Origin of the sequence: Limimaricola soesokkakensis (assembly GCF_900172345.1) — a bacterium.
GTDB lineage: Bacteria > Pseudomonadota > Alphaproteobacteria > Rhodobacterales > Rhodobacteraceae > Limimaricola > Limimaricola soesokkakensis.
Genome location: NZ_FWFY01000003.1, coordinates 84567 through 107174, shown reverse-complemented (window position 1 = coordinate 107174; position 22608 = coordinate 84567). Strand labels below are relative to the sequence as shown.

Genomic DNA, 22608 nt, shown 5'->3' with positions numbered 1-22608 from the left:
GTTCAGCCCGGAAGGCGGGCGAAGCGGGTCTTCCACAACGCCTCGTCCCATTCCGAAGCCGCATCGCTGTCCCAGACGATGCCGCCGCCCACATTGAGGGTGGCGCGCCCCGCCTCGACCATCAGCGTGCGGATCGCGACGTTGAAGGAGGACCGCCCATCCGGCGCGGCCCAGCCGATCGCGCCGCAATAGGCCTCACGTGGCCACGGCTCCAGCTCGCGGATGATCTCCATCGCCCGCAGCTTTGGCGCGCCGGTGATCGAGCCGCAGGGAAACAGCGCCGCGAGGATCGCCCCGAGGCCGACGCCGGGCGCCAGCCGCGCCGCGACATGGCTTACCATCTGGTGCACCGTCGCATAGATTTCGATGTCGAACAGCTTCGGCACCGAAACGCTTCCCGGCACCGCCACGCGGCTCAGATCGTTGCGCAGCAGATCGACGATCATCAGGTTCTCGGCGCGGTTCTTTTCGTCGGCAGCGAGAAAGGCGCGATGCGCGGCGTCCTCCTCGGGCGTCGCGCCGCGAGGCCGCGTGCCCTTCATCGGCCGGGTCTCGATGCGCCCGGCCCCGTCGGTGGCGAAGAACAGCTCCGGCGAGCGCGAGACCAGCGCCGGCAGCCCCTCCTGCTCGACCAGAGCCCCGTGCGAAACCCGCTGGCCGCGCGACAGCGCCGCGAACAGCGCCTCGGGGCTTCCCGAGCAGGCGGCGTCCAGCGGGAAGGTCAGATTGGCCTGATAGATGTCGCCCGCCGCGATATAGGCCCGCACCCGCTCCAGTGCCGTTGCGTGCTCGGTGGCCGTCCAGCGCGGAACGAGGGCCCCGAGGCTGGCGGGGCCGACCCGCGGAGACCATGGCTCGGGTTCTGTTTCGAACACGCCGAAGCGAAGGAGCGGCAGGCGGCGCGGCTCGGGCATCGAGGGGGTCAAACGCCGCTCCAGCGCATAACCCAGCTCATAGCTCGCATAGCCAGCGACCCAAGCCCCCTCGGCCCGCGCCGCGTCGATGGCGGCCAGCGCCAGCGGCACGCCGCCGGGCTGCCACGCCTCGATTAGCCGCTGCGGGCGCGAGAAGATTGCGCCCCGCCCGCCGGGGCCGCTATCGAAGCCTATCCGCATCTTCGTCCACATTCTTTTGCGCTTCCCCGATACATCGCCGGAGGGCCGGGCGACAGGGGGCGGGACGATTGCTTTCCCTAGCGGGACCGCGGGGCCTTGCGCTGCGCCCGCCCATGTCTATAACCGCGACGATTTGCGCGGCCCCCTCCCCTTGAGGCTGCGCGAGAAACACGAGGGTCCCATGCCGAAAAGAACCGATATCCGCTCGATCATGATCATCGGCGCGGGGCCGATCGTCATTGGCCAGGCCTGCGAGTTCGACTACTCGGGCGCGCAAGCCTGCAAGGCACTGCGCGAAGAGGGCTACCGGGTCATTCTCGTGAACTCCAACCCCGCGACGATCATGACCGATCCGGGGCTGGCCGACGCCACCTATATCGAGCCGATCACCCCCGAGGTCGTGGCCAAGATCATCGAGAAGGAGCGCCCCGACGCGCTGCTGCCCACCATGGGCGGCCAGACCGGCCTCAACACCTCGCTGGCGCTCGCCGACATGGGCGTGCTGGAGAAGTTCGGCGTCGAAATGATCGGTGCCAAGCGCGAGGCCATCGAGATGGCCGAGGACCGCAAGCTGTTCCGCGAGGCGATGGACCGGATCGGGCTCGAGAACCCCAAGGCCACGATTATCACCGCGCCGAAGCTGGCCAATGGCAAGCGCGACCTGAACGCGGGTGTCAGCCTCGCCATCGATGCGCTCGAGGAGATCGGCCTGCCGGCGATCATCCGGCCCGCCTTCACCCTGGGCGGAACGGGGGGCGGCGTCGCCTATAACCGTGCCGAATACGAGCATTACTGCCGCACCGGCATGGATGCTTCGCCCGTGGGCCAGATCCTCGTCGACGAAAGCCTGCTGGGCTGGAAGGAATACGAGATGGAAGTCGTGCGCGACCGCGCCGACAACGCCATCATCGTCTGCTCGATCGAGAACGTCGACCCGATGGGCGTGCATACCGGCGATTCGATCACCGTCGCCCCGGCGCTGACCCTCAGCGACCGCGAATACCAGCACATGCGCAACGGCTCGATCGCCGTGCTGCGCGAGATCGGCGTCGAGACCGGCGGCTCGAACGTGCAGTGGGCGGTGAACCCCGATGACGGCCGCATGGTGGTGATCGAGATGAACCCGCGCGTCTCCCGCTCCTCGGCGCTGGCCTCCAAGGCCACCGGCTTCCCGATCGCCAAGATCGCGGCCAAGCTCGCCGTGGGCTACACGCTCGACGAGCTCGACAACGACATCACCAAGGTGACGCCGGCAAGCTTCGAGCCGACCATCGATTACGTCGTCACAAAGATCCCGCGTTTTGCCTTCGAGAAGTTCCCCGGCTCCGAGCCGCATCTGACCACCGCGATGAAATCGGTGGGCGAGGCGATGGCGATCGGCCGGACCTTCCACGAATCCTTCCAAAAGGCGCTGGCCTCGATGGAAACGGGGCTGACCGGCTTCGACGAGATCGAGATCGCCGGCGCGCCGGACAAGGCGGCGATCACCAAGGCGCTGTCGAAGACCACCCCCGACCGGATCCGGGTCATCGCGCAGGCGATGCGCGAGGGGCTGTCGAACGATGAGATCCAGGCCGTGACCAAGTTCGACCCGTGGTTCCTGGCCCGCATCCGCGAGATCGTCGAGACCGAGGCCGAGATCCGCAGGAACGGCCTGCCCACCACCGAGGAGGGGCTGCGCCACCTCAAGATGATGGGCTTCTCCGACGCACGCCTCGCGACGCTCACGGGGCGCGACGAGGACAATGTCCGCCGCGCGCGTCGTAATCTCGGGGTCACCGCTGTGTTCAAGCGGATCGACACCTGCGCCGCCGAGTTCGAAGCGCAGACGCCCTACATGTACTCGACCTACGAGCATCCCGTGATGGGCGAGGTCGAGGACGAGGCGCGTCCCTCGGATCGCAAGAAGGTGGTGATCCTCGGCGGTGGGCCGAACCGGATCGGCCAGGGCATCGAGTTCGATTACTGCTGCTGCCACGCCTGCTTCGCGCTGACCGACGCGGGCTACGAGACGATCATGGTCAACTGCAACCCCGAGACCGTCTCGACCGATTACGACACCTCCGACCGGCTTTATTTCGAGCCGCTGACCTTCGAGCACGTGATGGAAATCCTGCGGGTCGAGCAGGAGCGCGGCACGCTGCATGGCGTGATCGTGCAGTTCGGCGGCCAGACCCCGCTCAAGCTCGCCAATGCGCTGCATGACGAGGGCATCCCGATCCTCGGCACCACCCCCGACGCGATCGACCTCGCCGAGGACCGCGAGCGGTTCCAGGACCTGGTGAACCGTCTGGGCCTCAAGCAGCCGGTCAACGGCATCGCCTCGACCGACCAGCAGGCCATCGACATCGCCGACAGCATCGGCTTCCCGCTGGTGATCCGTCCCTCCTACGTGCTGGGCGGCCGCGCCATGGAGATCGTCCGCGACATGGACCATCTCAAGCGCTACATCCGCAACGCCGTCGTTGTCTCGGGCGACAGCCCGGTGCTGCTTGACAGCTACCTGTCGGGCGCGACCGAGGTCGATGTCGATGCGCTGTGCGACGGCGAACAGGTGCATGTCGCGGGCATCATGCAGCACATCGAGGAGGCCGGCGTGCATTCGGGCGACAGCGCCTGCTGCCTGCCGCCGCATTCGCTGAGCGAAGAGATCCAGGCCGAGATCCGGCGCCAGACCGAGGCGCTGGCCAAGGCGCTGGGCGTGGTCGGCCTGATGAACGTGCAGTTCGCGGTCAAGGATGACGAGGTTTACCTGATCGAGGTCAACCCGCGCGCCTCGCGCACCGTGCCCTTCGTCGCCAAGGCCACCGACAGCGCCATCGCCTCGATCGCGGCACGTCTGATGGCCGGCGAGAAGCTCTCGGCTTTCCCGTTCCGCCCGGCCTATGAGAACGTCGATTACGACACCCCCCTGCCCTTCGCCGACCCGATGACCCTGGCTGACCCGAACATGCCGTGGTTCTCGGTCAAGGAGGCGGTGCTGCCCTTCGCCCGCTTCCCCGGTGTCGACACCATCCTCGGGCCGGAGATGCGCTCGACCGGCGAGGTCATGGGCTGGGACCGCAGCTTCGCGCTGGCCTTCCTCAAGGCGCAGATGGGCGCGGGCGTCGACCTGCCGCGCGAGGGCCGCGTGTTCCTGTCGATCCGCGACGGCGACAAGACCCCGGCCATGGCCGAGGCCGCGCGCACCGTCACCGATCTCGGGCTGAGCATCCTCGCCACCCGCGGCACGCTGGCCTGGCTCAAGGAGAACGGCATCGAGGCGGAGCTGGTGAACAAGCTCTACGAGGGCGGGCTGACCATCGTCGACCGGCTCAAGGACGGCCACGTGGCGTTGGTGATGAACACCACCGAGGGCGCGCAGGCGATCGAGGACAGCCGCGACATCCGCTCGGCGGCGCTGCACGCCAAGATCCCCTACTTCACTACCGCCGCCGCCGCGCAGGCCGCGGCCCAAGCGATGAAGGCCCGGGTCGAGGGCGAGGTCGGCGTACGTTCGCTGCAGGCCTGACGCTGGCCGGAACGGCCTGAGCGACCATGCGTTTCTCCCTCACCAAGCAGAAGGGAGAAACGCATGGATACCCCCCTCGAGATCGCCTTCCACAACATGGACAGCTCGAACGGGCTGGAGGCCCGGATCCGCGAACGCGTCGCCAAGTTGGAGCGCTTTCACAACCATATCACGAGCTGTCACGTCGTGGTCGAGGTCCCGAACCGCAGCCAGGGCGGCGCCAAGGGCTACCACGTGCGCGTCGAATGCCGGGTGCCGGGCAAGGAGCTCGTGGTGAGCCATGATCCGGGCAAGGGCGACAAGCATGATCCCTACCTCGCCGTGCGGGATGCCTTCTACGCGATGGAGCGTCAGCTCGAGCATGCCGCCCAGAAGGTGCAGGGCGACGTGAAGGCGCATGAGGGGCCGCCGCAGGGCCGGGTGCGTCAGCTCTTCACGGAGTACGGCTTCATCGAGACTCTCGACGGGCGCGACATCTGGTTCCACAAGGCGAGCGTGGCCGAGGACGGCTTCGGCAAGCTCGAGGAGAACACGCCGGTCGAGCTGTCGATCGTCGATGACGGCCCGAACGGCATGGGCCCGCAGGCGACCAGCGTGCGGCCAATCGGCCGGATGCAGCTGCAGGGCGACGTTCCCTCCCAGGCCTGACCCAAATCCTTCCAAGGATTTGCGCAAGAGTTTTGCAAAACTCTTGCCCCCGGCCCCGGCGGCGCGTTGTCAGGACGCGCCGCCCTTTGTATGTGACCGGGCCATGGCCAAGCTCTATTTCAACTACTCGACCATGAACGCCGGCAAGTCGACGGTGCTGTTGCAGGCGGCGCACAACTACGCCGAGCGGGGCATGCAGACCTACCTGCTGACCGCGCGCTTCGACAACCGCTCGGGCGAGGGCTTCATCAAGAGCCGCATCGGCATCGGCTCCAAGGCCGACACCTTCGACGCGGGCGATGACCTGTTCGAGAAGATCACGGCGCGGCTCGAGACGCCCTGCGCCTGCGTCTTCGTGGACGAGGCGCAGTTCCTGTCCCCCGAACAGGTGTGGCAGCTCGCCCGTGCGGTGGACGATCTGAAGGTCCCGGTGATGTGCTACGGGCTGCGCGTCGACTTCCTCGGGCATCTGTTTCCCGGCTCGGCGACGCTTCTGGCGCTGGCCGACGAGATGCGCGAGGTGCGCACCATCTGCTACTGCGGTCGCAAGGCGACCATGGTGGTGCGCAAGGATGCCGAGGGCCGGGTGGCGATGGCGGGCGACCAGGTCGAGATCGGCGGCAACGACCGCTACGTCTCGCTCTGCCGCCGGCATTTCCGCGAGGCGATCGGCGACCGCCCCGCCTGAGCGTCAGTTGACGAGGTTCGGCGGTGCTTGGTCCTTGACGAAGGCGCAGGCATTGTCGAGCGCCATCCGCCCCATCGCCTCGCGCACCTCGAGCGCCGCCGTGCCCAGATGCGGCAGCAGCACCGCGTTATCGAGCCTGCGCAGCCGCTCGGGCACCTGCGGCTCGTTCTCGTAGACGTCGAGCCCGGCGCCGCCGATCCGTCCCGCTTCCAGCGCCTCGATCAGTGCCGTCTCGTCGACCACGTCGCCGCGCGAGATATTGATGAGGATGCCACCCGGCTTCATCACCGACAGCATGTCGCGGCTGATCAGGTGCTTGGTCTCCGGCGTGGCCGGCACCGTCACCACCACGAAATCGGCCGAGGACATCAGCTCCTCGAGATCGCCCACCTGCATCGCGGGCAGCGGCACCGCCTTGGACGAGCGGCTGTGATAGAGCACCTGCATGTCGAAGCCGAGCGCGCAGCGCTTGGCCACCGCCTGGCCGATCCGGCCCATGCCGACGATGCCGACGGTCTTGCCGGTCACATGCGCGCCCAACATCTGCGTCGGCGCCCAGCCGGTCCATGCCCCGGCCCGCACCAGCCGCTCGCCCTCGCCGGCACGGCGCGCCGTGGCCAGAAGCAGCGTCAAACCAATATCGGCGGTGGCATCGGTGACCGCACCCGGCGTGTTCGACACCGCAACGCCAGCCGCGCGTGCGGCATCCGCGTCGATATGGTTGTAGCCCACGCCGAAATTGGCGAGCAGGCCGCAGCGGATCTCGCCGGCCTGCGCGAAGGCCTGCGCGGTGAAACGATCGCCCAGCGTGCACAGGATGATGTCATAGGCGCCGAGCGCCTCGGCCGCCTCGGCCTCGGTCAGGCCACGATCGGCGTCGCGGAAGGTCGCCTCGAACTTCTGCGCGCAGGCGTCGAGCACGGATTGCGGCAGCGGCCGCGTGACGAGCATGGTCTTCTTGGTCATGACAGCCGCCCTCCCGACGGCACAGGCTGGTCCGGGCCGATCAGCACGATCGCGCCTTCGGCGTCGGGCAGGCCGAGCACCAGCACCTCCGACAGGAACCGACCGATCTGGCGCGGCGGGAAGTTCACTACCGCCAGCACCTGCCGGCCCTCCAGATCGACGGGGTCGTAATGCGTCGCGATCTGCGCCGAAGAACGCTTTTCGCCGATCTCCTCGCCGAAATCGATCCAGAGCTTGATCGCGGGCTTGCGGGCTTCTGGATAGGGCTCCGCGCGGGTCACCGTGCCCGCGCGGATATCCACCTTGGCAAAATCGTCAAAGACGATTTCCGAAGACCGCGCCTCACCCATTCGCAAGCTCGCGAGAGCGGTCGGCCGCGGCCTTGAGCGCCCGGCTCAGCAGCACCGGAAAGCCGTCTTTCTCGTTCATCAGCACGTCGAGCGCGGCCTGGGTCGTGCCGTTGGGCGAGGTCACGTTCTCGCGCAGCTTGCCGGGGTGCTCGTCCGAGCCGTCAGCCAGCGCCCCCGCCCCCGCCACGGTGGCGGTGGCGAGCTGCAGCGCCAGTTCGGGGCTCAACCCCTGCTCCTCGCCCGCCTTGGCCATGGTCTCGATCAGGTGAAACACATAGGCCGGCCCGGAGCCCGACACGGCGGTGACGCCGTCCATCTGATCCTCGGATTCCAGCCGCACCACCTGTCCCACGGCCCGCAGCAGCTCTTCCGCGAGATCGACCTGCTCGGACGTGGCATGCGCGTTGCCGATGATCGCGGTGATGCCCCGGCCGATCGCCGAGGGCGTGTTCGGCATGGCGCGCACGATCGGGGTGCTCTCGCCCAGCGCCTGTTCGAAGGTGGCGATCGGCGTACCGGCCGCGACCGAGACGAACAGCGTCGTGCCGTTACCCTTGGCCTGCATCGAGGGCAGCGCGTCGCCCATCATCTGCGGCTTCACCGCGACCAGCACGATCGCCGGATCTTCGGGCAGTTCCTCGTTCAGGCGCACGCCCTGCTTTTGCAGCCACTCCGAGGGTTTGGGGTCGAGCACGGTAACGGACTGCTTCGGCAGACCGCCTTCGAGCCAGCCCGCCAGCATCGCCGAACCCATCTTGCCGCAGCCCAGGAGCACGAGGCCCCGGCGCGCAACTTCATCCATCTGCATGGCGCAACCTCCTTTGAGTTTGCGCGGGAGGCTAGGCGCGTGGGCAGGAAGCTGCAAGCAGATGACCCGAAGGCAGCGCAGGGCCGGCCTTGGAGCATGCGTATTTGGAGAAAGATGAGGCGCAAGGTGCCTTGGCTTCAGACCCTTTTCTTCAATCCGCCCTTGCGCGTGATACCCGGTCCGAGAATTTGTTCAGCGCCGGCGCAGGCGGATCACCACGTCGACCTTGGCGATCTCCGCACCTTCGGGCGCCGAGGGCAGCCGCGAAATCTCGAGCTGATCGGCCGGCGCGTCGGAAAGCCGCGCGTCGTCCTCCCAGTAGAAATGCGGGTGGTCGGTCATGTCGGTGTCGAAATAGCTCTTCGAGCCGTCCACCGTGATCTCGCGCATCAGACCGGCGGCGCAGAAGGCCGAAAGCGTGTTGTAGACCGTCGCGAGCGACACCTTGTAGCCGGCCTGCGAGGCCGCCTCGAACAGGCTTTCGGCGGTGACATGGCGATCCTGCCCGTCGCCCACCAACAGCGTGGCGAGCGCGAGCCGCTGGCGCGTCGGGCGCAGCCCGGCCGTGGCCAGCCAATCGGCGCCGCGACGGGCGCGAGGTTGGGACGTGTGCGTCATGACGAACCAGATATGCCCTTTATCCACGGCAATTTCAATGTCGCGCAATCGCGCCGCACGGCCCCCGCCCTTGCCCTATCGCGCGGCCCGGTGCTAGAGGCTTGTGCTAACGAAACCGAAACGAACCGACGGGGCCACATGTCACAGTATCCGACCCAGTTCGACAAGGACGCGCTGCTGAAATGTTCGCGCGGCGAACTGTTCGGGCCGGGCAACGCCCAGCTTCCGGCGCCGCCGATGCTGATGATGGACCGCATCACCGACATCTCGGGCGACGGCGGCGAGCACGGCAAGGGCCATGTCGTGGCCGAGTTCGACATCACGCCGGAGCTGTGGTTCTTCGAGTGCCACTTTCCGGGCAACCCGATCATGCCCGGCTGCCTCGGCCTCGACGGGCTGTGGCAGCTGACCGGGTTCAACCTCGGCTGGCGCGGCTGGAAGGGGCGCGGCTACGCGCTCGGCGTCGGTGAGGTGAAGCTCACCGGCATGGTGCGCCCCGATCGCAAGATGCTCACCTATTACGTTGATTTCACCAAGGCGGTGCAGACCCGCCGCCTCACCATGGGCGTCGCCGACGGCCGGGTCGAGGCCGACGGTGAAACCATCTATCTCGTCAAGGACATGAAGGTCGCTCTCTCCGAGAGCTGAACCCGTCAAGGAAGGAGGCGCCATGCGTCGCGTCGTCGTCACCGGCCTCGGGGTCGTCTCACCCATCGGAAACTCGGCCGAGGAAGTGGATGCCGCGCTGCGCGCGGGCCGCTCGGGCATCGAGGCCTCCGAGGAAATGGCCGAATACGGCTTTCGCAGCCGTGTCGCGGGCACTCTGAAGATCGATCTCAAGGAAGAGATCGACAAGCGGACCCTGCGCTTCATGGGGCCGGGGGCGGGTTACGCCTACCTCTCGATGCGCCAGGCGATCGCCGATGCCGGGCTCGAAGAGGCCGAGATCTCGAACGAGCGCACCGGCCTGATCGCGGGCTCGGGCGGTCCCTCGACCTCGAACCTCTTCGCCGCACATCAGACCGTGCTCAAGACCGGCTCGCCGAAGCGCATCGGCCCGCTCATGGTGCCGCGCGGCATGTCCTCGACGGTCTCGGCGAACCTCTCGACCGCCTATGCGATCAAGGGCATCAACTACTCGATCACCTCCGCCTGCTCGACCTCGCTGCACTGCATCGGGGCGGCCGCCGAGCAGATCATGATGGGCAAGCAGGACGTGATGTTCGCCGGCGGCGGCGAGGAACTCGACTGGACCCTCTCCTGCCTGTTCGACGCGATGGGCGCGATGTCCTCGAAGTTCAACGACACGCCCGAGAAGGCCAGCCGGGCGTTTGATCGCGACCGCGACGGCTTCGTCATCGCCGGCGGCGGCGGCATGGTGGTGCTCGAGGATCTGGACCACGCCCGGGCGCGCGGTGCCAAGATCTATGCCGAGGTCACCGGCTTCGCCGCGACCTCCGACGGGCATGACATGGTGGCGCCCTCGGGCGAAGGCGGCGAGCGGGCGATGCGCATCGCGCTCTCCACCCTGCCCGAAGATCGCAAGGTCGGCTACATCAACGCGCATGGCACCTCGACGCCGGTGGGCGACGTGGGAGAGGTCGAGGCGGTGCGCCGCGTCTTTGGCGAGGGCAACACGCCGCCGATCTCCTCGACCAAGTCGATGACCGGTCACAGCCAGGGTGCCACCGGCGCTCAGGAGGCGATCTACTGCCTGCTGATGCTCAAGGGCGACTACATCGCGCCGTCGATCAACGTCGAGAACCTCGCCGAGGGCATCAACGAGGGCGAGATCGCGACCGAGCTGCGCGAGAATGCCGGTCTCGACACGGTGATGACCAACAGCTTCGGTTTCGGCGGCACCAACGGCTCGATGCTGCTGTCGCGCTTCAACGACTGACGAGACAGGCAGGAGAGACGGACATGATGTCGATGGTGGGCAAGCGCGGGCTTGTCATGGGGGTCGCGAACGACCGCTCGATCGCATGGGGCATCGCAAAGGCGCTGCATGGCGCCGGGGCCGAGATGGCCTTCTCCTACCAGGGCGAGACCTTCGGGCGGCGCGTCGCGCCGCTCGTGGCGCAGCTGAACTCGGATTTCCTGCTCGATGTCGACGTCACCGACGACGCCTCGCTCGATGCCGCCTTCAAGAAGATCGAGGAGCGCTGGGGCCGGCTGGATTTCGTGATCCACGCGATCGCCTATTCCAACAAGGACGAGCTGACGGGCCGGTTCATCAACACCAGCCGCGAGAACTTCCGCAACTCGCTCGACATCTCCTGCTACTCGCTGATCGACATCGCGCGGCGGGCGCATCCGCTGATGAGTGCCGGCGGCTCGATCATCACCCTGACCTATCAGGGTTCGAACAAGGTGACGCCCTTCTACAACGTGATGGGCGTGGCCAAGGCGGCGCTGGAAGCCAGCGTGCGCTACCTCGCCAACGACCTCGGCCCCGAGGGCATCCGCGTCAACGCGGTCTCCCCCGGCCCGATGAAGACGCTGGCGGGCGCTGCCATCGGCGGCGCGCGCAAGACCTTCAAGCACACCGACATGAACGCGCCGCTGCGCTCCAACGCGACGCTCGAGGCCGTGGGGGGCACCGCGCTCTACCTCTGCTCGGACGCGGCGGCCTGCACCACTGGCGAAATCGTGCATGTCGATGGCGGCTACCACGTGCTGGGCATGCCGCAGAGCGAGAACATCTGAGAACTACGTGCCGCGAAGCGCGCGATGAGAGCGCCCGGATACGCGCTTCCGGCCCATGACCGGCGGCTTCGCACCGATATCCGGACACTGCCGGATATCGGCCCCGAACCGACGTGGGCGACAGCGGATCGACGGAGCGAGGCGACCGGCTCGTCGTCTTGCGGACCTGCTGGTTGCCGATCCTGCCTCTGACAAACGGGCCCGCGCCTCTCCAAGCCCCCGACGGACCGGATGAAGCCTGGCTGCTGCCGCGCATGGGTTGCCGGGCGTTCCGGACCGGGTCGGGCATGAGCGGGGACGGACACGAAAAGGCCCCGGCGACAGCTGTCGCCGGGGCCTTTCTTGGTCATGTCACCGGGATCAGGCCGGGTCGACGCCCACGAGCTCGACCTTGAAGGTCAGGTCCTGACCGGCCAGCGGGTGGTTGGCATCGAGCACCACCTGCTCCTCGGTGGCTTCCATCACCGTCACCGGCACGACCTGGCCCTGCGGGGTCTGCATCTGCAGGCGGGTGCCCGGATCGACCGGGATATCGGCCGGGATCGAGTCGCGCGGCACGGCCTGACGGGCGTTCGGATCGGGCTGGCCATAGGCGTTGTCGCAGGCCACCTCGACGGTCTTCTTCTCGCCGACTTCCATGCCGGGCATGGCGCTGTCGAGACCGGGGATGATCTGGCCGGAGCCGACCTGGAACTCGAGCGGCTCGCGGCCCTCGCTCGAATCGAAGGTCTGGCCGTCCGAAAGGGTGCCGGTGTAATGGATGCGCACGGTGTCGCCCTGCTTGACTTGCGTCATGAGCCTCTCCTTAGAATGGGGTTCTTGCGGGTGAATGTCTGGAGGCCGCTGCTGGCGGGTGCTCCTCGTCGGTCCACCCCAAGGTAGGAAGCCTGACCCCGGATCGCAACCCGATCGCCCCGAGAAGCCTTTCCCTAGGAGGCGGGGCATGCCAGCCTCGCTACCAGAGGGGGATTTCATGACCATCACTACAATCGTTTTCGACGCCTACGGCACGGTTTTCGACGTCGGCGGCGCGGCCCGCATCGCCAGCGCCGAGCCCGGCGGGGAGGCGTTGGCGGAGAACTGGGAGCAGGTGTCGCGGGACTGGCGCACCAAGCAGCTCGAATACACGTGGCTGCGCAGCATCGCCGGCCATCACATCGATTTCGGCCATGTTACCGCCGACGCGCTGACCTGGACGCTTGAAAAGGCCGGGCTGTCGGACCCGGACCTGCGGGCGCGGCTCTTGGCGCTCTACGACACCCTGCCCGCCTTTCCCGAGGCACGCGAGGTGCTCGCTGACCTCAAGGCCAAGGGCCGCAACGTCGCGATCCTGTCGAACGGCGCGCCCGAGATGCTCGACCGTGCGGTCGAATCCGCCGGCATCGGCGGCAGCCTCGACGCGGTGCTCTCGGCCGAGGCCGCAGGGGTCTACAAGCCCGACGCACGGGTCTACGACCTCGTGGGCCAGCGTTTCGGCTGCCAGAAGAACGAGGTGCTCTTCGTCAGCTCGAACTTCTGGGACATCGCCGGGGCCGCCGGTTACGGCTTCATCACCGCGTGGGTGAACCGCCATGGCGAGCCGCGAGACCGGCTCTGGTCGCGACCGACCCATGAGCTGCCCGATCTTACCCATATCGCGGAGTTCGCCTGATGCCCGAGTTCCAGGCCGAGGACGGGGCGCGGCTGCACTATCTCGACGAGGGCGAGGGGCTGCCGCTCCTTTGCCTTCCGGGCCTGTCGCGCAACGCCGCCGATTTCGACCATGTCGCGCCGCATCTGCGCGGCGTGCGGCTGATCCGGCCCGATTATCGCGGCCGTGGCCGCTCGGCCTGGGCCGATCCCGCGACCTATACCGTGATGCAGGAATCGCGCGACGTGCTGGGGCTGATGGACCACCTCGGCCTGTCGCGCGTCGCGATCCTTGGCACCTCGCGCGGCGGCCTGATTGCCATGGCGCTGGCGGCCACCGTGAAGCACCGTCTGATCGGCGTGGCGCTCAACGATATCGGACCCGACATCGCGCCCGCGGGCCTCGAAACGATCAAGGGCTATCTCGGCATCACGCCCGCGCAGAAGAGCTGGGAGGAGGCGGCGCGCGACCGGGCCCGCAGCTGGACCGGCTTCGAGGGGGTGCCGCATGAGCGCTGGCTCGCGGAGGTGCGCGGCCATTACGAGGAGACACCGGAGGGGCTGGCCCTGCGCTACGACCCGGCGCTGCGCGACGCGGTGCTGGGCGGGGCGGTGCAGCCCGCCCCCGATCTCTGGCCGCTCTTCGACGCGCTTGGGGGCCTGCCCACCGCGCTGATCCGAGGCGCGAATTCCGAACTCCTGACTGCGGACACGGCGGCCGAGATGCGCCGCCGCCACCCGGAGATGATCTTCGCCGAAGTCCCCGGGCGCGGCCATGTCCCCTTCCTTGACGAGCCGGAGGCGCTCGCCGCATTGAACGACTGGCTGAGGCGCTGCCGGGCCGCGATGGAGGACGAGACTTGAGCGATATCGAGATGATCCGGGCCGCACGCGCCCGTATCGGCCGCAACCTGAGGCGCACGCCGCTGCTGTCCTCGCCCGCGCTCGACGCCATCGCGGGCCGCCGGGTGCTGGTAAAGGCCGAATGCCTGCAGGTCACCGGCTCGTTCAAGGCGCGCGGCGGCTGGTCCGCGGTCTCGGCGATCCCCGAGGATGTGCGGGCGCGCGGCGTCATCGCCTTTTCCTCGGGCAACCATGCGCAGGGCGTCGCGCATGCGGCGCGCGAACATGGCATCCCGGCGGTGATCCTGATGCCGATCGACGCGCCGCAGGCCAAGATCGACAACACCCGCGCGCTGGGTGCGGAGGTCGTGCCGTTCGACCGCGACACCGATGATCGCGATGCGATGGGCGCGGCGCTGGCCGAGGCGCGCGGGTTGACGCTGATCAAGCCCTTCGACGACCCCCTGGTGATCGCGGGCCAGGGCACGCTGGGCCTCGAACTGGCCGAACAGGCAGCCGAGGCCGGCGTCACGCGCGCCGAGGTGCTGGTCTGCTGCGGCGGCGGCGGGCTGAGTTCTGGCGTGGCGCTGGCGCTCGAGGCCGAGGCCCCGGGGCTGCGGGTGCGCCCTGCCGAGCCCGAGGGCTTCGACGACGTGGCGCGCAGCCTCGCGGCGGGCGAGATCCGCCGCAACGACAGGCTTTCGGGCTCGATCTGCGACGCGATCGTCACGCCGCAGCCGGGCGCGCTCACCTTTCCGATCCTGAAGCGGCTCTGCGGCCCCGGCCTCGCGGTCAGCGATGACGAGGCACTGCGCGCCATGGCGCTCGCGTTCCGGCATCTGCGGGTGGTGATCGAGCCGGGCGGCGCCGTGGCGCTCGCGGCAGCGCTGTTCAGGCCCGAACAAGTCGACGGCGACGCGGTGATCGCGGTGGCCACCGGCGGCAATGTCGACGCCGCGCTCTATGCCCGCGCGCTGGAGACACTCGCGTGATCGTCGAAGCGCGCGATGGCTGTCGCCTCGCGACGCGGCTGCAGGGGCCCGATGGCGCGCCTGCGCTGGTGCTGGCGCATGGGCTGGGCATGGACATGACGCTGTGGGACGCGGTGCTGCCGCTCCTGCCCGGCGACATCCGGGTGCTACGCTACGATTTGCGCGGCCACGGCAATTCCGAGGCGCCGCCCGCCCCCTATTCGATGGGCCAGCTGGTCTCGGACGCCGAGGCGGTGATCGAGGCGCACGGCCTCGCCGAGACGGTCTTCGCGGGGCTGTCGCTGGGCGGCATGGTGGCGCAGGGGCTGGCGGTGAAGCGGCTCGACCTGGTGCGCGGGCTGGTGCTGTCGAATACCGCCGCCAAGATCGGCACGCCGAAGCTCTGGGAGGAGCGGATCGCTGCGATCCGTCGCGGCGGCGTCGCCGCGCAGGCGGACGCGGTGCTCGACCGCTGGCTCGGACGCGACGCGCGGCACGGATCGGTCGCGGCGCGGGCGCGCCGCGTGCTGACCGGCACCCCGGTCGAGGGCTATGTCGGGTCGAGCGCCGCCGTTTCGGGCACCGATTTCTGGACACCGGTGTCGGGGCTGCGCCTGCCGGTTCTGGGCCTCGCCGGGGCCGAGGACCGCTCAACGCCCCCCGACCTGATGCGCGAGACGGTGGAGCTAATCCCCGGCGCCCGGTTCGAGATCATCCGGCGCGCCGGGCACCTGTCACCGGCGGAACGCCCCGAGGACTGGGCCGCGCATGTGACAGGTTTCCTGCGCGCGATCGGGCACGCCGGGGTCCCGCCCGGCGCGCCCTGAGAGCCTGAGACGGCTCAGAGACCCGGCACTATATCGAACAGGCTGCGGCTGTCGAAGCTGGTCCCGGACATCGGCCCGAAGCCGATCTCGGCGCCGATCGCCAGATAGGTCTCGTCACCACTGAAGGCGTCCTCCTCGGCCTCGATCCGGCCCAGCTCGCCCCAGAGCCGCGGCCCGCCATCAATCCGGTAGCCGCCGCCCAGCGCCACGCGCATCAGCTCGGCATTTCCCTCGCCATCGGCGACGCCGAAATCGCCGGTGGCGAAGATCTGCGGCGTGATGTCGTAAAGTGCCGAGACGCCCGCGAGGTTGATGTCGCCCAGATCGCCGTCATGCCGCGCCAGATAGCCCTCGGCCCGCAGCCCGTAGACCTCGCCCGCGCCCTCGATCCCGAAGATCTCGGCGTCGCCATCCTCATAGCCGTCGCGGCCGATGAAGGCCCCGAAGCGGGCATCGCCGAAAGCCATCAGCGGCCCGAAATCATAGATCGCGTGCAGCGTCGCGTTGGTGCCATCCGAGCCAAAGCCGGAAAAGCCATAGGAGGCGAGGTCGAGCGCCAGCCCGAAGCCCGCGCCGACGTCGAACTGCAACCCGCCCGAATAGGTGGTGTAGCCGATATCGGCCTCCTCGAAGAAGGCCGAGGTCTCGACCGAAAGCGTGCCGCCCGCAAAGCCTTGCGCCTGCGCCGCGCCCGCCGCGACGATGCCGAATGCCGCTGCCGTGAATGCCCGTGTGATCATCTGCTCATGTCCCGCTGGTTGGTCTTGATGCCGTTTCCGCGATCGCTTTCTACACCGCCCCGTGATCGGGCCACAGCCCTATTCGCGCCTTGATCTGCCTCGAATGCCGCGCCGGGCCGGATGCGCGGGACCTTGCCGAGCGACGAGGGCAGTATATCTATCATACAGCGAGGCCCCGAGCCGGCATGTCGTCGGCACAGCGGGCGCCCGATCAAAGGACAGTTTGATGAACGCCCTCGAATCCACTTTCGCCAAACTCGAAGCCCGCATGATCCGCGCCACCGGCGCGGCCCCCGAGCGTCCTACCCCGACCCCCGTCCCCGAGACCAAGGGCGACGTCACCACCCGCGCCGCCAAGGCGATCCTCGACGCCGAAACCGAGGCCCGCAACGCTAAGATCGCCGCTTTGCGCACGGCGCGTCTGGAAGGGAAGAAAGGCTGAGATCGGATCGATACCCGCCGCGAGGCGGTTGGCGATCCCACGAGGACTCGAACCCCGAACCTGCTGATTAGAAGTCAGCTGCTCTATCCAGTTGAGCTATGGGACCTCGCCTCTGACCGGGCAGGACCGGTCGACTCGGGCTGGCTGGAAGTTGCAAGAACCACCCCTTGGGATCAAGGGTATATTGGGGATATTCCCGTCCCGTCCATGGCAAAACGGTCGGCGCGAAGCCTGTGGACGGCCGTCGCCGCAGCCATCTCTCCTCGATGGAGGCTCGGGCGAGCGGAAGCGTTTCTCCCTGCCTCGATCAAGCTCTCATGCCCGGACGGGTGGCGGAGCCATCACGAAGCCGTGGGCGCGGTGACATCCCGCATCCCTTTCGACGCCGGAATTTGCTATGGCTTCCATAGGGAATTCCGCATGCAGTCATGACCGTCCCGGGAGGCATCGCGGACCTCGTGGGCTCAGACAGGAGGGACCGAGATGATCCATGATCGACCGACCCGCCGCACCATCCTTGCCACCGGCTCGGCCGCCATGGCCGCGGCGCTGCTCACCGGGGCCTCGGGCCTCCTGGTGCCGGCCCGGGCGCAGGGGCTCGCGCCCACGCCCAGCATGCGCGGTGGCTCCAACAATTACCTCCCCGGCGCGCCCATCGTCGATCGCATCGGCGGTGGCGGGTTCTGGATGACCGGCTCGGTGCGCCGCGCCGGTGACGGTGCGCCGCTTGCAGGGGTGCGAATCCAGATCTGGGCCCACACCACCGAGGGGCACGAGCGCGATCCGCACAGCCATGGCGCCACGCTCACCGACGCCAATGGCCAGTTCCGGCTGGAGATGCCGCAGATCGTGCCGGCCTTCGGCCAACCGCACGGACACCTTGCCTATGACGACCACGCCTTCCAGACGGTGTTCCTGCGGCCGGTGATGCCCAGCGTGCGCGACACCAGCCTCAGCGCGCAGTTCGTGCTCCAACCGGCCTGAGCACCCGGTGCGGCTGCGTCCGGTCCTGATCTGGGGCGCGCTGTCCGCCGCCATCGTGGTGCCCCTTGCCGTGGCCGCGACGAGCCCGCTGCTGGCGTGGCGCGACCCGGTCTATATCGGCGCCGGCCTGGCCGGGGTCGCCGCGATGGCATTGATCCTGCTGCAGCCGCTCCTCGCGGGGGGATACCTGCCCGGCCTGCCGCCGCTGCGCGGACGCCGGGTGCATCGCTGGATCGGCGGAACGTTGGTGGTGGCCGTCATCGCCCATGTCGCGGGGCTCTGGCTGACCAGCCCGCCCGACGTGATCGACGCGCTGCTCTTCACCTCTCCGACACCCTTCTCGGCTTGGGGCGTCATCGCCATGTGGGCCGTCTTCGCCTCGGCGCTGCTGGCGATCCTGCGGCGGCAACGTCGCATCCGCCCTAGACGCTGGCGTCTCGCGCACACGACGCTCGCGATGGTCATCGCTCTGGGCAGCGTGATCCACGCGCTGCTGATCGAGGGAACGATGGGAACCGTGTCGAAGACGGCGCTCTGCCTTCTCGTTCTCGCCGCGACGGCCAAGGTCATGCTCGACCTTCGAGTCTGGGCCCTATGGAGCAGACGCCGGGCCTGACGACCTGTTCGGGCCTGCCCCGGGCTGAACAGCCTGGCGGAACGCCCCCATCAAGGCCGCGACCGGACCTGAACCTCGGCAAGCCGTCAGGAACTCGCATATCCAAACGACTTCAAGTAGGTAGCCCCTAGGTGGCAGGGGCGGCGTGCCCGCGGACAATCGAAAGGGCATCGTCGCGATGATACGTGAAGCCTCGTTCTCGGCGATCTACATGGGCTTGCTTGCCGCTTTCGTGGGCTATTCGGCCTCCTTCGCGATCGTGCTCGCGGGGCTGAGCGCGATGGGTGCCACCGATGCGCAGGTCGCCACGGGGTTGTTCTTCGCGACTCTGGGGATGGGGCTGTGCAGCATCTGGCTGCCCGCCGTTTCGCGGATTCCAGCCGCCGTCGCATGGTCGACCCCTGGCGCGGCCTTTCTCGCCTCGGCCAGCGTCCTGCCCGGCGGCTTCGCCGAGGCGGTGGGGGCGATGATCCTCTGTGCGGCGCTGATCCTCGCCACCGGTTTCGTGCCGGTGCTGGGACGTCTAGTGGCAGCGATTCCGAAGCCCGTCGCCAACGCGCTTCTGGCGGGCGTGCTGCTGCGGCTCTGCTTCGCGCCTGCGCAGGCGCTTGGCACGGCCCCTGCCCTGATCCTGCCGCTTCTGCTGGCTTGGGCGGCGGGACTGGCCTGGCACCGTCTGGCGGCGATGCCGCTGACGATCCTCGCCTTTCTCGCCGTGACCTTCTTCGCCGTGGAAGCCCCGGCCAGCGCCATGGCGGCAAGCGACACCGGCCTTCCGGCGCTGGTGCCGCTGATGCCGGTCTTCAGCCTGCAGGGCTTCGTCTCGGTGGCGCTGCCGCTCTACCTCGTCACGATGGCGGGTCAGAACATTCCCGGCTTCGCTGTGCTGGAACTGAACGGCTACGCGGTGGAGCGGCAGCCGCTGATCCGCCGCACGGGCCTCGCCAGCCTGCTGATCGCCCCTTTCGGCGCCATCCCGGTCAACATGTCCGCGATCACCGCCGCCATGATGTCGGGCGAGGATGCGGGCCGCGAGCCGTCGCGCCGCTACTGGGCCGCGATCGCCTCGGGGCTGGCCTATGTGGCCATGGCGCTCTTTGCCGAGCCGATCGTGGCGCTGGCCAGCATCGCGCCGTCCGAACTGATCACCGCCGTGGCCGGTCTGGCGTTGATCCCAGCGCTGGTCTCGTCGCTGTCGGGTGCCTTCAGCGTGCCGGGCCGGCTCGAAGCGCCGGCCCTGACCTTTCTCTTCGCCGCCAGCGGCATGACCCTTTTCGGCGTGAGCGGCGCCTTCTGGGGCACGCTCGCCGGGGTGCTGGTATGGCTGCTGAAGCGACCAAGCTGACGCGACCGCGGGACGGCTGCCGTCACCTCCGATCCAAGGGGCGAAGCGGCGCGGGCGCTGCCTCGCATCGGAAAGCGGCCTCCCATTCCAGTCGCGCTAGGGTCCGGTCAAGCGCTCCGCATACCGGAACGCCCTATCCGAGCGCCTAATCTGCCTCCCACAGTTGCAGGGCCCCCCCGCGATTTATTCCGCGGGGCACTCCACGGGCATGGCCGCCCGCCGGGGCGCCTTCGACCGCTTCAGGTCCCACCATGCGAAGCTGAAATAGATCGCGGTGCACCAGATGGTCAGGCTGTAGAACAGCTCCCGGTTCGCGTAATAGCTGTCGAGATCGGGGCTGTTGAACAGGACGCGCCAAGCCAGCACGGCCGGGATCAGCAGTCCGACCACGATCCAGACCGCCCGGATGACCTTGGTCAGGACACTCGTGTCCTTCACCGGCTCGGTGACCTCCCGCGCCGCCAGTTCCCGATGATGTTCCTTCACCGCCTCGTCGAATGCCGCAAGCCGCGCCTCGGCCTCGGGCCAGGCGCGATCCGCCCCGGCGCGCTTCGCCAGCCCGGCGTAAAGCAGGACCGACAGGATCCATGTCGGCACGAAGAGGTAATAGAACGGAAACAGGTCGATCATGTTCAACCCGAAGCCGAAGACCAGCGCCACGGCCCAAGTGATGACCGCCGGGTAGTTCTGATGCGCGCCGCGCAGCCTGTGCCAATAGGTCTTCATGCCCATGCGCGGGAACAGGTGCTGCTCGGCGAAGACGATGCCGCCCACGGGCACCAGCAGCAGGCCCGCATAGGTCAGAAGCGGCAGGAAGCTGCGATAGATGATCGGGAAACAGCTGCCCACGACCACCACGACACCCACGATCAGCGTCACCTTGGTACGCGAAATGTTGGGAAACACCGCCTGCGCCGCGAGGCCCGCGCGGTAGAGGTTGGAGTTCGCCGTGGTCCAGCCCGCGACGATGACGATGACGAAGCCGCTGGCGCCGAGGGCGAGATAGGCCACGTCGCCCGGCGAGACGAACGCGATGGAGGTCTGCATGAAGGCTGCGGTCGCGGCGCCCATCAACGCGGCGGAAATCCACGCGACGTAGTGGCCGAACATCATGCCGGTCGCGGTGCAGAGGCCGTAGCGCTTCTTGCGGGCGTAGCGCAGCAGCGCCATGTCGATCAGGCCGAAATGGGCGAAGGTATTGGCGGCCCAGCCGAAACCGATGACCTCCCAGATGCCGATTCCCGGCTCGCCATCGGCATTGGTACCGGTGAACACGGTGGCCCCCGCCAAATCCACGAAGTCCCCGAAGCTCGCCAGCACGGTCTGCCCGGTCAGCGACTCGTTCAGCGCCGGGATCAGCACCATGCCGCCCGCCGCGAACATTACCATCAACCATGGCGCGCAGATCGAGGCGAATTCGCTGAGCACGTTGAAGCCGTAATAGGCCACCAGAACGGCGATCACGCTGGCCGAGGCGGCGATCAGCACGAAGGAGGCGCTCGTCGGATAGGGCATGTTCTGCGGCGGCACCCCGAAGAGCACCCTCAGTGCTGTGGCCGAGACGGTGATCATCGCCGCCGAAATGACGACGAAGATCAGAACGTTTGCGCCATTGTAGAGCCGCGAGAACAGCTCGCCCATGTTCTGTTCGAGATAGGTGTAGAGGCTGAGCCGGGTCTTCACGGCGATCGGCGCGGTGATCAGCCAGAAGCTCAGCACCGCCAGCAGGTTGCCGATCAGCAGGCCGATCAGGATGTCGTGGATCGTGGCGCCAAGCGCCACGAAGGCCGCGCCGATCACGAATTCGGTCGCCGCCACGTGTTCGGCCGCATAGAGCCCCAGGAAATGTCCCGGCCCATGCAGACGATGTTGCGGCACCGGAAGCTGTTCGTCGTCCATTCCCGCAATGGCGCGGCGCAGCTCGGTTGAAGTCTCTCCCATGACACCCGTTCTTTTCTGGTCGGCCTGAAATATCCGGCGCCTTCTAGCGTCTGGACCGCCCATGTACCAGCGGTTGTCGCAGGGTCATTGGCCTCCGATCCTGCCCCGGCCGGGACAGCCCGCAAGATCAGTGCGTTACACGTATAGATTGTTGGGCTATCCATGGGTTTCCAGAGAAAAAGGTGCCCGCCACGATGATCGACACGACCACGCAGAGAATCTCGCTGCACGAGGAGCGGACATGGTTCATCGCCGATCCGCACTTCGGCCATGATGCGATCCGCCAGCACTGCAACCGGCCGTTTCCCTCGGTCGAGGAGATGGACGCGACGATCCGGAAGAACCTCGAACGCGTGGGGGTGGAGGATACTCTGGTCGTGCTGGGCGACCTGACCTGGAACAATGCCAGCGACATCGACGTGAAACGGCTGCCGGGGAAGCACCGGCTGCTGGTCCGCGGCAACCATGCCAAGCAGGTCGTGGTGAAGTCCTGCAAGTGGGCCCGCGTCTGCGACTACCTCGAAGCGACGGTTCTCATGCCGGATGGCGGGAAGCGGAAGCTGGTGATGTCGCATTACCCGATGGCCTCATGGGCCGGTGCGCGCAACAGCATTCACCTGCACGGTCATACCCATGGCTCGGTGCCGCCGATGGCCACCGAGTTCGGGGGTCGGGTCGATGCGGGCGTCGATGTCTGGCAGTTCCGTCCCATCCGCCTGCGCGATGTGATTGCCCATCTCGACGAGATCAAAGCGGATGGTTTCGCGGTTCCGGGGGATTACTGAGTGGCCGGTGCGCCCCTGCCCTGCCGTCGGCTCGCGTAAAACCTCTTGGCAGGACGTACGAGGCGACGGGAA

Annotated in this window: 23 protein-coding genes and 1 tRNA gene; 15 read left to right on the top strand and 9 right to left on the bottom strand. The window is 67.9% G+C overall.

The genetic code is table 11. The features are described from left to right. Window positions 1-2 precede the first annotated feature (2 nt). A complete protein-coding gene (locus tag LOS8367_RS05895; protein WP_085895885.1) occupies window positions 3-1115 on the bottom strand; it encodes an aminodeoxychorismate synthase component I in 1113 nt (370 codons plus the stop codon). Window positions 1116-1296: 181 nt separating this feature from the next. On the opposite strand from LOS8367_RS05895, the gene carB reads away from it, so the two are divergent. The 3 genes from carB (at window position 1297) to LOS8367_RS05880 (ending at window position 5962) form a co-directional block, all read left to right on the top strand. Further along, on the top strand, window positions 1297-4626 hold the full coding sequence (gene carB, locus LOS8367_RS05890) for a carbamoyl-phosphate synthase large subunit (protein ID WP_085895568.1): 3330 nt from the start codon (window positions 1297-1299) through the stop codon (window positions 4624-4626). Between the two features lie 63 nt (window positions 4627-4689). Beyond that, complete coding sequence (locus tag LOS8367_RS05885; RefSeq protein ID WP_085895567.1) at window positions 4690-5274, top strand: HPF/RaiA family ribosome-associated protein; 585 nt, start codon at window positions 4690-4692, stop codon at window positions 5272-5274. Between the two features lie 103 nt (window positions 5275-5377). Next, the gene (locus tag LOS8367_RS05880; protein WP_085895566.1) at window positions 5378-5962 is read left to right on the top strand and encodes a thymidine kinase; all 585 of its coding nucleotides are present in this window, start codon (window positions 5378-5380) and stop codon (window positions 5960-5962) included. Between the two features lie 3 nt (window positions 5963-5965). Here LOS8367_RS05880 and LOS8367_RS05875 read toward each other — a convergent pair whose 3' ends face one another. The 4 genes from LOS8367_RS05875 to irrA all read right to left on the bottom strand — a co-directional run bounded on the left by LOS8367_RS05875 (window position 5966) and on the right by irrA (window position 8704). Continuing rightward, window positions 5966-6928 (bottom strand): 2-hydroxyacid dehydrogenase, encoded by a 963-nt coding sequence (locus LOS8367_RS05875; RefSeq protein WP_085895565.1) that lies wholly within the window; start codon window positions 6926-6928, stop codon window positions 5966-5968. Further along, window positions 6925-7278 (bottom strand): tRNA-binding protein, encoded by a 354-nt coding sequence (locus LOS8367_RS05870; RefSeq protein ID WP_085895564.1) that lies wholly within the window; start codon window positions 7276-7278, stop codon window positions 6925-6927. The genes LOS8367_RS05875 and LOS8367_RS05870 overlap by 4 nt, the downstream gene beginning before the upstream one ends. Next, window positions 7271-8086, bottom strand: coding sequence for a pyrroline-5-carboxylate reductase (proC, locus tag LOS8367_RS05865; RefSeq protein ID WP_085895563.1), 816 nt, complete (start codon window positions 8084-8086; stop codon window positions 7271-7273). Before proC ends, LOS8367_RS05870 begins: the two co-directional genes overlap by 8 nt. A 192-nt stretch (window positions 8087-8278) precedes the next feature. Then, on the bottom strand, window positions 8279-8704 hold the full coding sequence (gene irrA, locus LOS8367_RS05860; RefSeq protein ID WP_085895562.1) for an iron response transcriptional regulator IrrA: 426 nt from the start codon (window positions 8702-8704) through the stop codon (window positions 8279-8281). Between the two features lie 138 nt (window positions 8705-8842). On the opposite strand from irrA, the gene fabA reads away from it, so the two are divergent. Genes fabA through LOS8367_RS05845 form a run of 3 tightly spaced genes read left to right on the top strand, consistent with a single transcriptional unit; the run spans window position 8843 to window position 11413 of the window. Continuing rightward, entirely contained in the window at window positions 8843-9352 is a 510-nt protein-coding gene (gene fabA, locus LOS8367_RS05855) for a bifunctional 3-hydroxydecanoyl-ACP dehydratase/trans-2-decenoyl-ACP isomerase (protein WP_085895561.1), read from the top strand. Window positions 9353-9374: 22 nt separating this feature from the next. After that, a complete protein-coding gene (gene fabB, locus LOS8367_RS05850) occupies window positions 9375-10604 on the top strand; it encodes a beta-ketoacyl-ACP synthase I (RefSeq protein ID WP_085895560.1) in 1230 nt (409 codons plus the stop codon). Between the two features lie 23 nt (window positions 10605-10627). Further along, entirely contained in the window at window positions 10628-11413 is a 786-nt protein-coding gene (locus LOS8367_RS05845) for an enoyl-ACP reductase FabI (protein ID WP_085895559.1), read from the top strand. Between the two features lie 360 nt (window positions 11414-11773). Here the strand turns inward: LOS8367_RS05845 and LOS8367_RS05840 are convergent, their stop codons facing one another. Further along, window positions 11774-12208 carry an FKBP-type peptidyl-prolyl cis-trans isomerase gene (locus tag LOS8367_RS05840; protein WP_085895558.1) on the bottom strand — a complete coding sequence of 145 codons (435 nt, stop codon included), beginning with the start codon at window positions 12206-12208 and terminating at the stop codon, window positions 11774-11776. A gap of 178 nt (window positions 12209-12386) precedes the next feature. On the opposite strand from LOS8367_RS05840, the gene LOS8367_RS05835 reads away from it, so the two are divergent. From LOS8367_RS05835 to pcaD, 4 genes are read left to right on the top strand one after another with little or no spacing between them, the layout of a single operon-like run. After that, window positions 12387-13064 (top strand): haloacid dehalogenase type II, encoded by a 678-nt coding sequence (locus LOS8367_RS05835; protein WP_085895557.1) that lies wholly within the window; start codon window positions 12387-12389, stop codon window positions 13062-13064. Then, on the top strand, window positions 13064-13906 hold the full coding sequence (locus tag LOS8367_RS05830; RefSeq protein WP_085895556.1) for an alpha/beta fold hydrolase: 843 nt from the start codon (window positions 13064-13066) through the stop codon (window positions 13904-13906). Before LOS8367_RS05835 ends, LOS8367_RS05830 begins: the two co-directional genes overlap by 1 nt. Next, window positions 13903-14877: a threonine ammonia-lyase gene (locus LOS8367_RS05825; RefSeq protein WP_085895555.1), complete on the top strand. Its 975-nt coding sequence runs from the start codon at window positions 13903-13905 to the stop codon at window positions 14875-14877. The genes LOS8367_RS05830 and LOS8367_RS05825 overlap by 4 nt, the downstream gene beginning before the upstream one ends. After that, window positions 14874-15683 (top strand): 3-oxoadipate enol-lactonase, encoded by an 810-nt coding sequence (gene pcaD / locus LOS8367_RS05820; protein WP_085895554.1) that lies wholly within the window; start codon window positions 14874-14876, stop codon window positions 15681-15683. Before LOS8367_RS05825 ends, pcaD begins: the two co-directional genes overlap by 4 nt. A 14-nt stretch (window positions 15684-15697) precedes the next feature. Here the strand turns inward: pcaD and LOS8367_RS05815 are convergent, their stop codons facing one another. After that, entirely contained in the window at window positions 15698-16423 is a 726-nt protein-coding gene (locus LOS8367_RS05815) for a hypothetical protein (RefSeq protein WP_085895553.1), read from the bottom strand. 226 nt (window positions 16424-16649) lie between these two features. Here LOS8367_RS05815 and LOS8367_RS05810 point away from each other — a divergent pair, with 226 nt between their 5' ends. Further along, window positions 16650-16865: a hypothetical protein gene (locus LOS8367_RS05810; protein ID WP_085895552.1), complete on the top strand. Its 216-nt coding sequence runs from the start codon at window positions 16650-16652 to the stop codon at window positions 16863-16865. A gap of 29 nt (window positions 16866-16894) precedes the next feature. Here the strand turns inward: LOS8367_RS05810 and LOS8367_RS05805 are convergent. Then, window positions 16895-16971 (bottom strand) — tRNA-Arg (locus LOS8367_RS05805). A gap of 377 nt (window positions 16972-17348) precedes the next feature. On the opposite strand from LOS8367_RS05805, the gene LOS8367_RS05800 reads away from it, so the two are divergent. The 3 genes from LOS8367_RS05800 (at window position 17349) to LOS8367_RS05790 (ending at window position 19810) form a co-directional block, all read left to right on the top strand. Next, complete coding sequence (locus LOS8367_RS05800) at window positions 17349-17849, top strand: peptidase associated/transthyretin-like domain-containing protein (protein ID WP_085895551.1); 501 nt, start codon at window positions 17349-17351, stop codon at window positions 17847-17849. A 13-nt stretch (window positions 17850-17862) separates the two neighbouring features. Further along, on the top strand, window positions 17863-18465 hold the full coding sequence (locus LOS8367_RS05795; RefSeq protein ID WP_085895884.1) for a ferric reductase-like transmembrane domain-containing protein: 603 nt from the start codon (window positions 17863-17865) through the stop codon (window positions 18463-18465). Window positions 18466-18643: 178 nt separating this feature from the next. Continuing rightward, entirely contained in the window at window positions 18644-19810 is a 1167-nt protein-coding gene (locus LOS8367_RS05790; RefSeq protein WP_085895883.1) for a benzoate/H(+) symporter BenE family transporter, read from the top strand. 183 nt (window positions 19811-19993) lie between these two features. Here LOS8367_RS05790 and LOS8367_RS05785 read toward each other — a convergent pair whose 3' ends face one another. Beyond that, window positions 19994-21751, bottom strand: a complete 1758-nt coding sequence (locus tag LOS8367_RS05785; RefSeq protein WP_085895550.1) for a purine-cytosine permease family protein — start codon at window positions 21749-21751, stop codon at window positions 19994-19996. Window positions 21752-21945: 194 nt separating this feature from the next. On the opposite strand from LOS8367_RS05785, the gene LOS8367_RS05780 reads away from it, so the two are divergent. Further along, complete coding sequence (locus tag LOS8367_RS05780; protein ID WP_085895549.1) at window positions 21946-22536, top strand: metallophosphoesterase; 591 nt, start codon at window positions 21946-21948, stop codon at window positions 22534-22536. Window positions 22537-22608: the final 72 nt, after the last annotated feature.

Bases quoted from the DNA above. Each gene is read 5' to 3' on its own strand.
- proC (WP_085895563.1), bottom strand. From the start codon at position 8,086: ATGCAGATGGATGAAGTTGCGCGCCGGGGCCTCGTGCTCCTGGGCTGC.
- LOS8367_RS05835 (WP_085895557.1), top strand. From the start codon at position 12,387: ATGACCATCACTACAATCGTTTTCGACGCCTACGGCACGGTTTTCGAC.
- LOS8367_RS05780 (WP_085895549.1), top strand. From the start codon at position 21,946: ATGATCGACACGACCACGCAGAGAATCTCGCTGCACGAGGAGCGGACA.
- LOS8367_RS05875 (WP_085895565.1), bottom strand. From the start codon at position 6,928: ATGACCAAGAAGACCATGCTCGTCACGCGGCCGCTGCCGCAATCCGTG.
- LOS8367_RS05810 (WP_085895552.1), top strand. From the start codon at position 16,650: ATGAACGCCCTCGAATCCACTTTCGCCAAACTCGAAGCCCGCATGATC.
- LOS8367_RS05885 (WP_085895567.1), top strand. From the start codon at position 4,690: ATGGATACCCCCCTCGAGATCGCCTTCCACAACATGGACAGCTCGAAC.
- LOS8367_RS05880 (WP_085895566.1), top strand. From the start codon at position 5,378: ATGGCCAAGCTCTATTTCAACTACTCGACCATGAACGCCGGCAAGTCG.
- irrA (WP_085895562.1), bottom strand. From the start codon at position 8,704: ATGACGCACACGTCCCAACCTCGCGCCCGTCGCGGCGCCGATTGGCTG.
- LOS8367_RS05845 (WP_085895559.1), top strand. From the start codon at position 10,628: ATGATGTCGATGGTGGGCAAGCGCGGGCTTGTCATGGGGGTCGCGAAC.
- carB (WP_085895568.1), top strand. From the start codon at position 1,297: ATGCCGAAAAGAACCGATATCCGCTCGATCATGATCATCGGCGCGGGG.
- LOS8367_RS05815 (WP_085895553.1), bottom strand. From the start codon at position 16,423: ATGATCACACGGGCATTCACGGCAGCGGCATTCGGCATCGTCGCGGCG.
- LOS8367_RS05790 (WP_085895883.1), top strand. From the start codon at position 18,644: ATGATACGTGAAGCCTCGTTCTCGGCGATCTACATGGGCTTGCTTGCC.
- LOS8367_RS05895 (WP_085895885.1), bottom strand. From the start codon at position 1,115: ATGCGGATAGGCTTCGATAGCGGCCCCGGCGGGCGGGGCGCAATCTTC.
- LOS8367_RS05800 (WP_085895551.1), top strand. From the start codon at position 17,349: ATGATCCATGATCGACCGACCCGCCGCACCATCCTTGCCACCGGCTCG.
- fabA (WP_085895561.1), top strand. From the start codon at position 8,843: ATGTCACAGTATCCGACCCAGTTCGACAAGGACGCGCTGCTGAAATGT.
- LOS8367_RS05785 (WP_085895550.1), bottom strand. From the start codon at position 21,751: ATGGGAGAGACTTCAACCGAGCTGCGCCGCGCCATTGCGGGAATGGAC.
- LOS8367_RS05840 (WP_085895558.1), bottom strand. From the start codon at position 12,208: ATGACGCAAGTCAAGCAGGGCGACACCGTGCGCATCCATTACACCGGC.
- fabB (WP_085895560.1), top strand. From the start codon at position 9,375: ATGCGTCGCGTCGTCGTCACCGGCCTCGGGGTCGTCTCACCCATCGGA.
- LOS8367_RS05870 (WP_085895564.1), bottom strand. From the start codon at position 7,278: ATGGGTGAGGCGCGGTCTTCGGAAATCGTCTTTGACGATTTTGCCAAG.
- LOS8367_RS05830 (WP_085895556.1), top strand. From the start codon at position 13,064: ATGCCCGAGTTCCAGGCCGAGGACGGGGCGCGGCTGCACTATCTCGAC.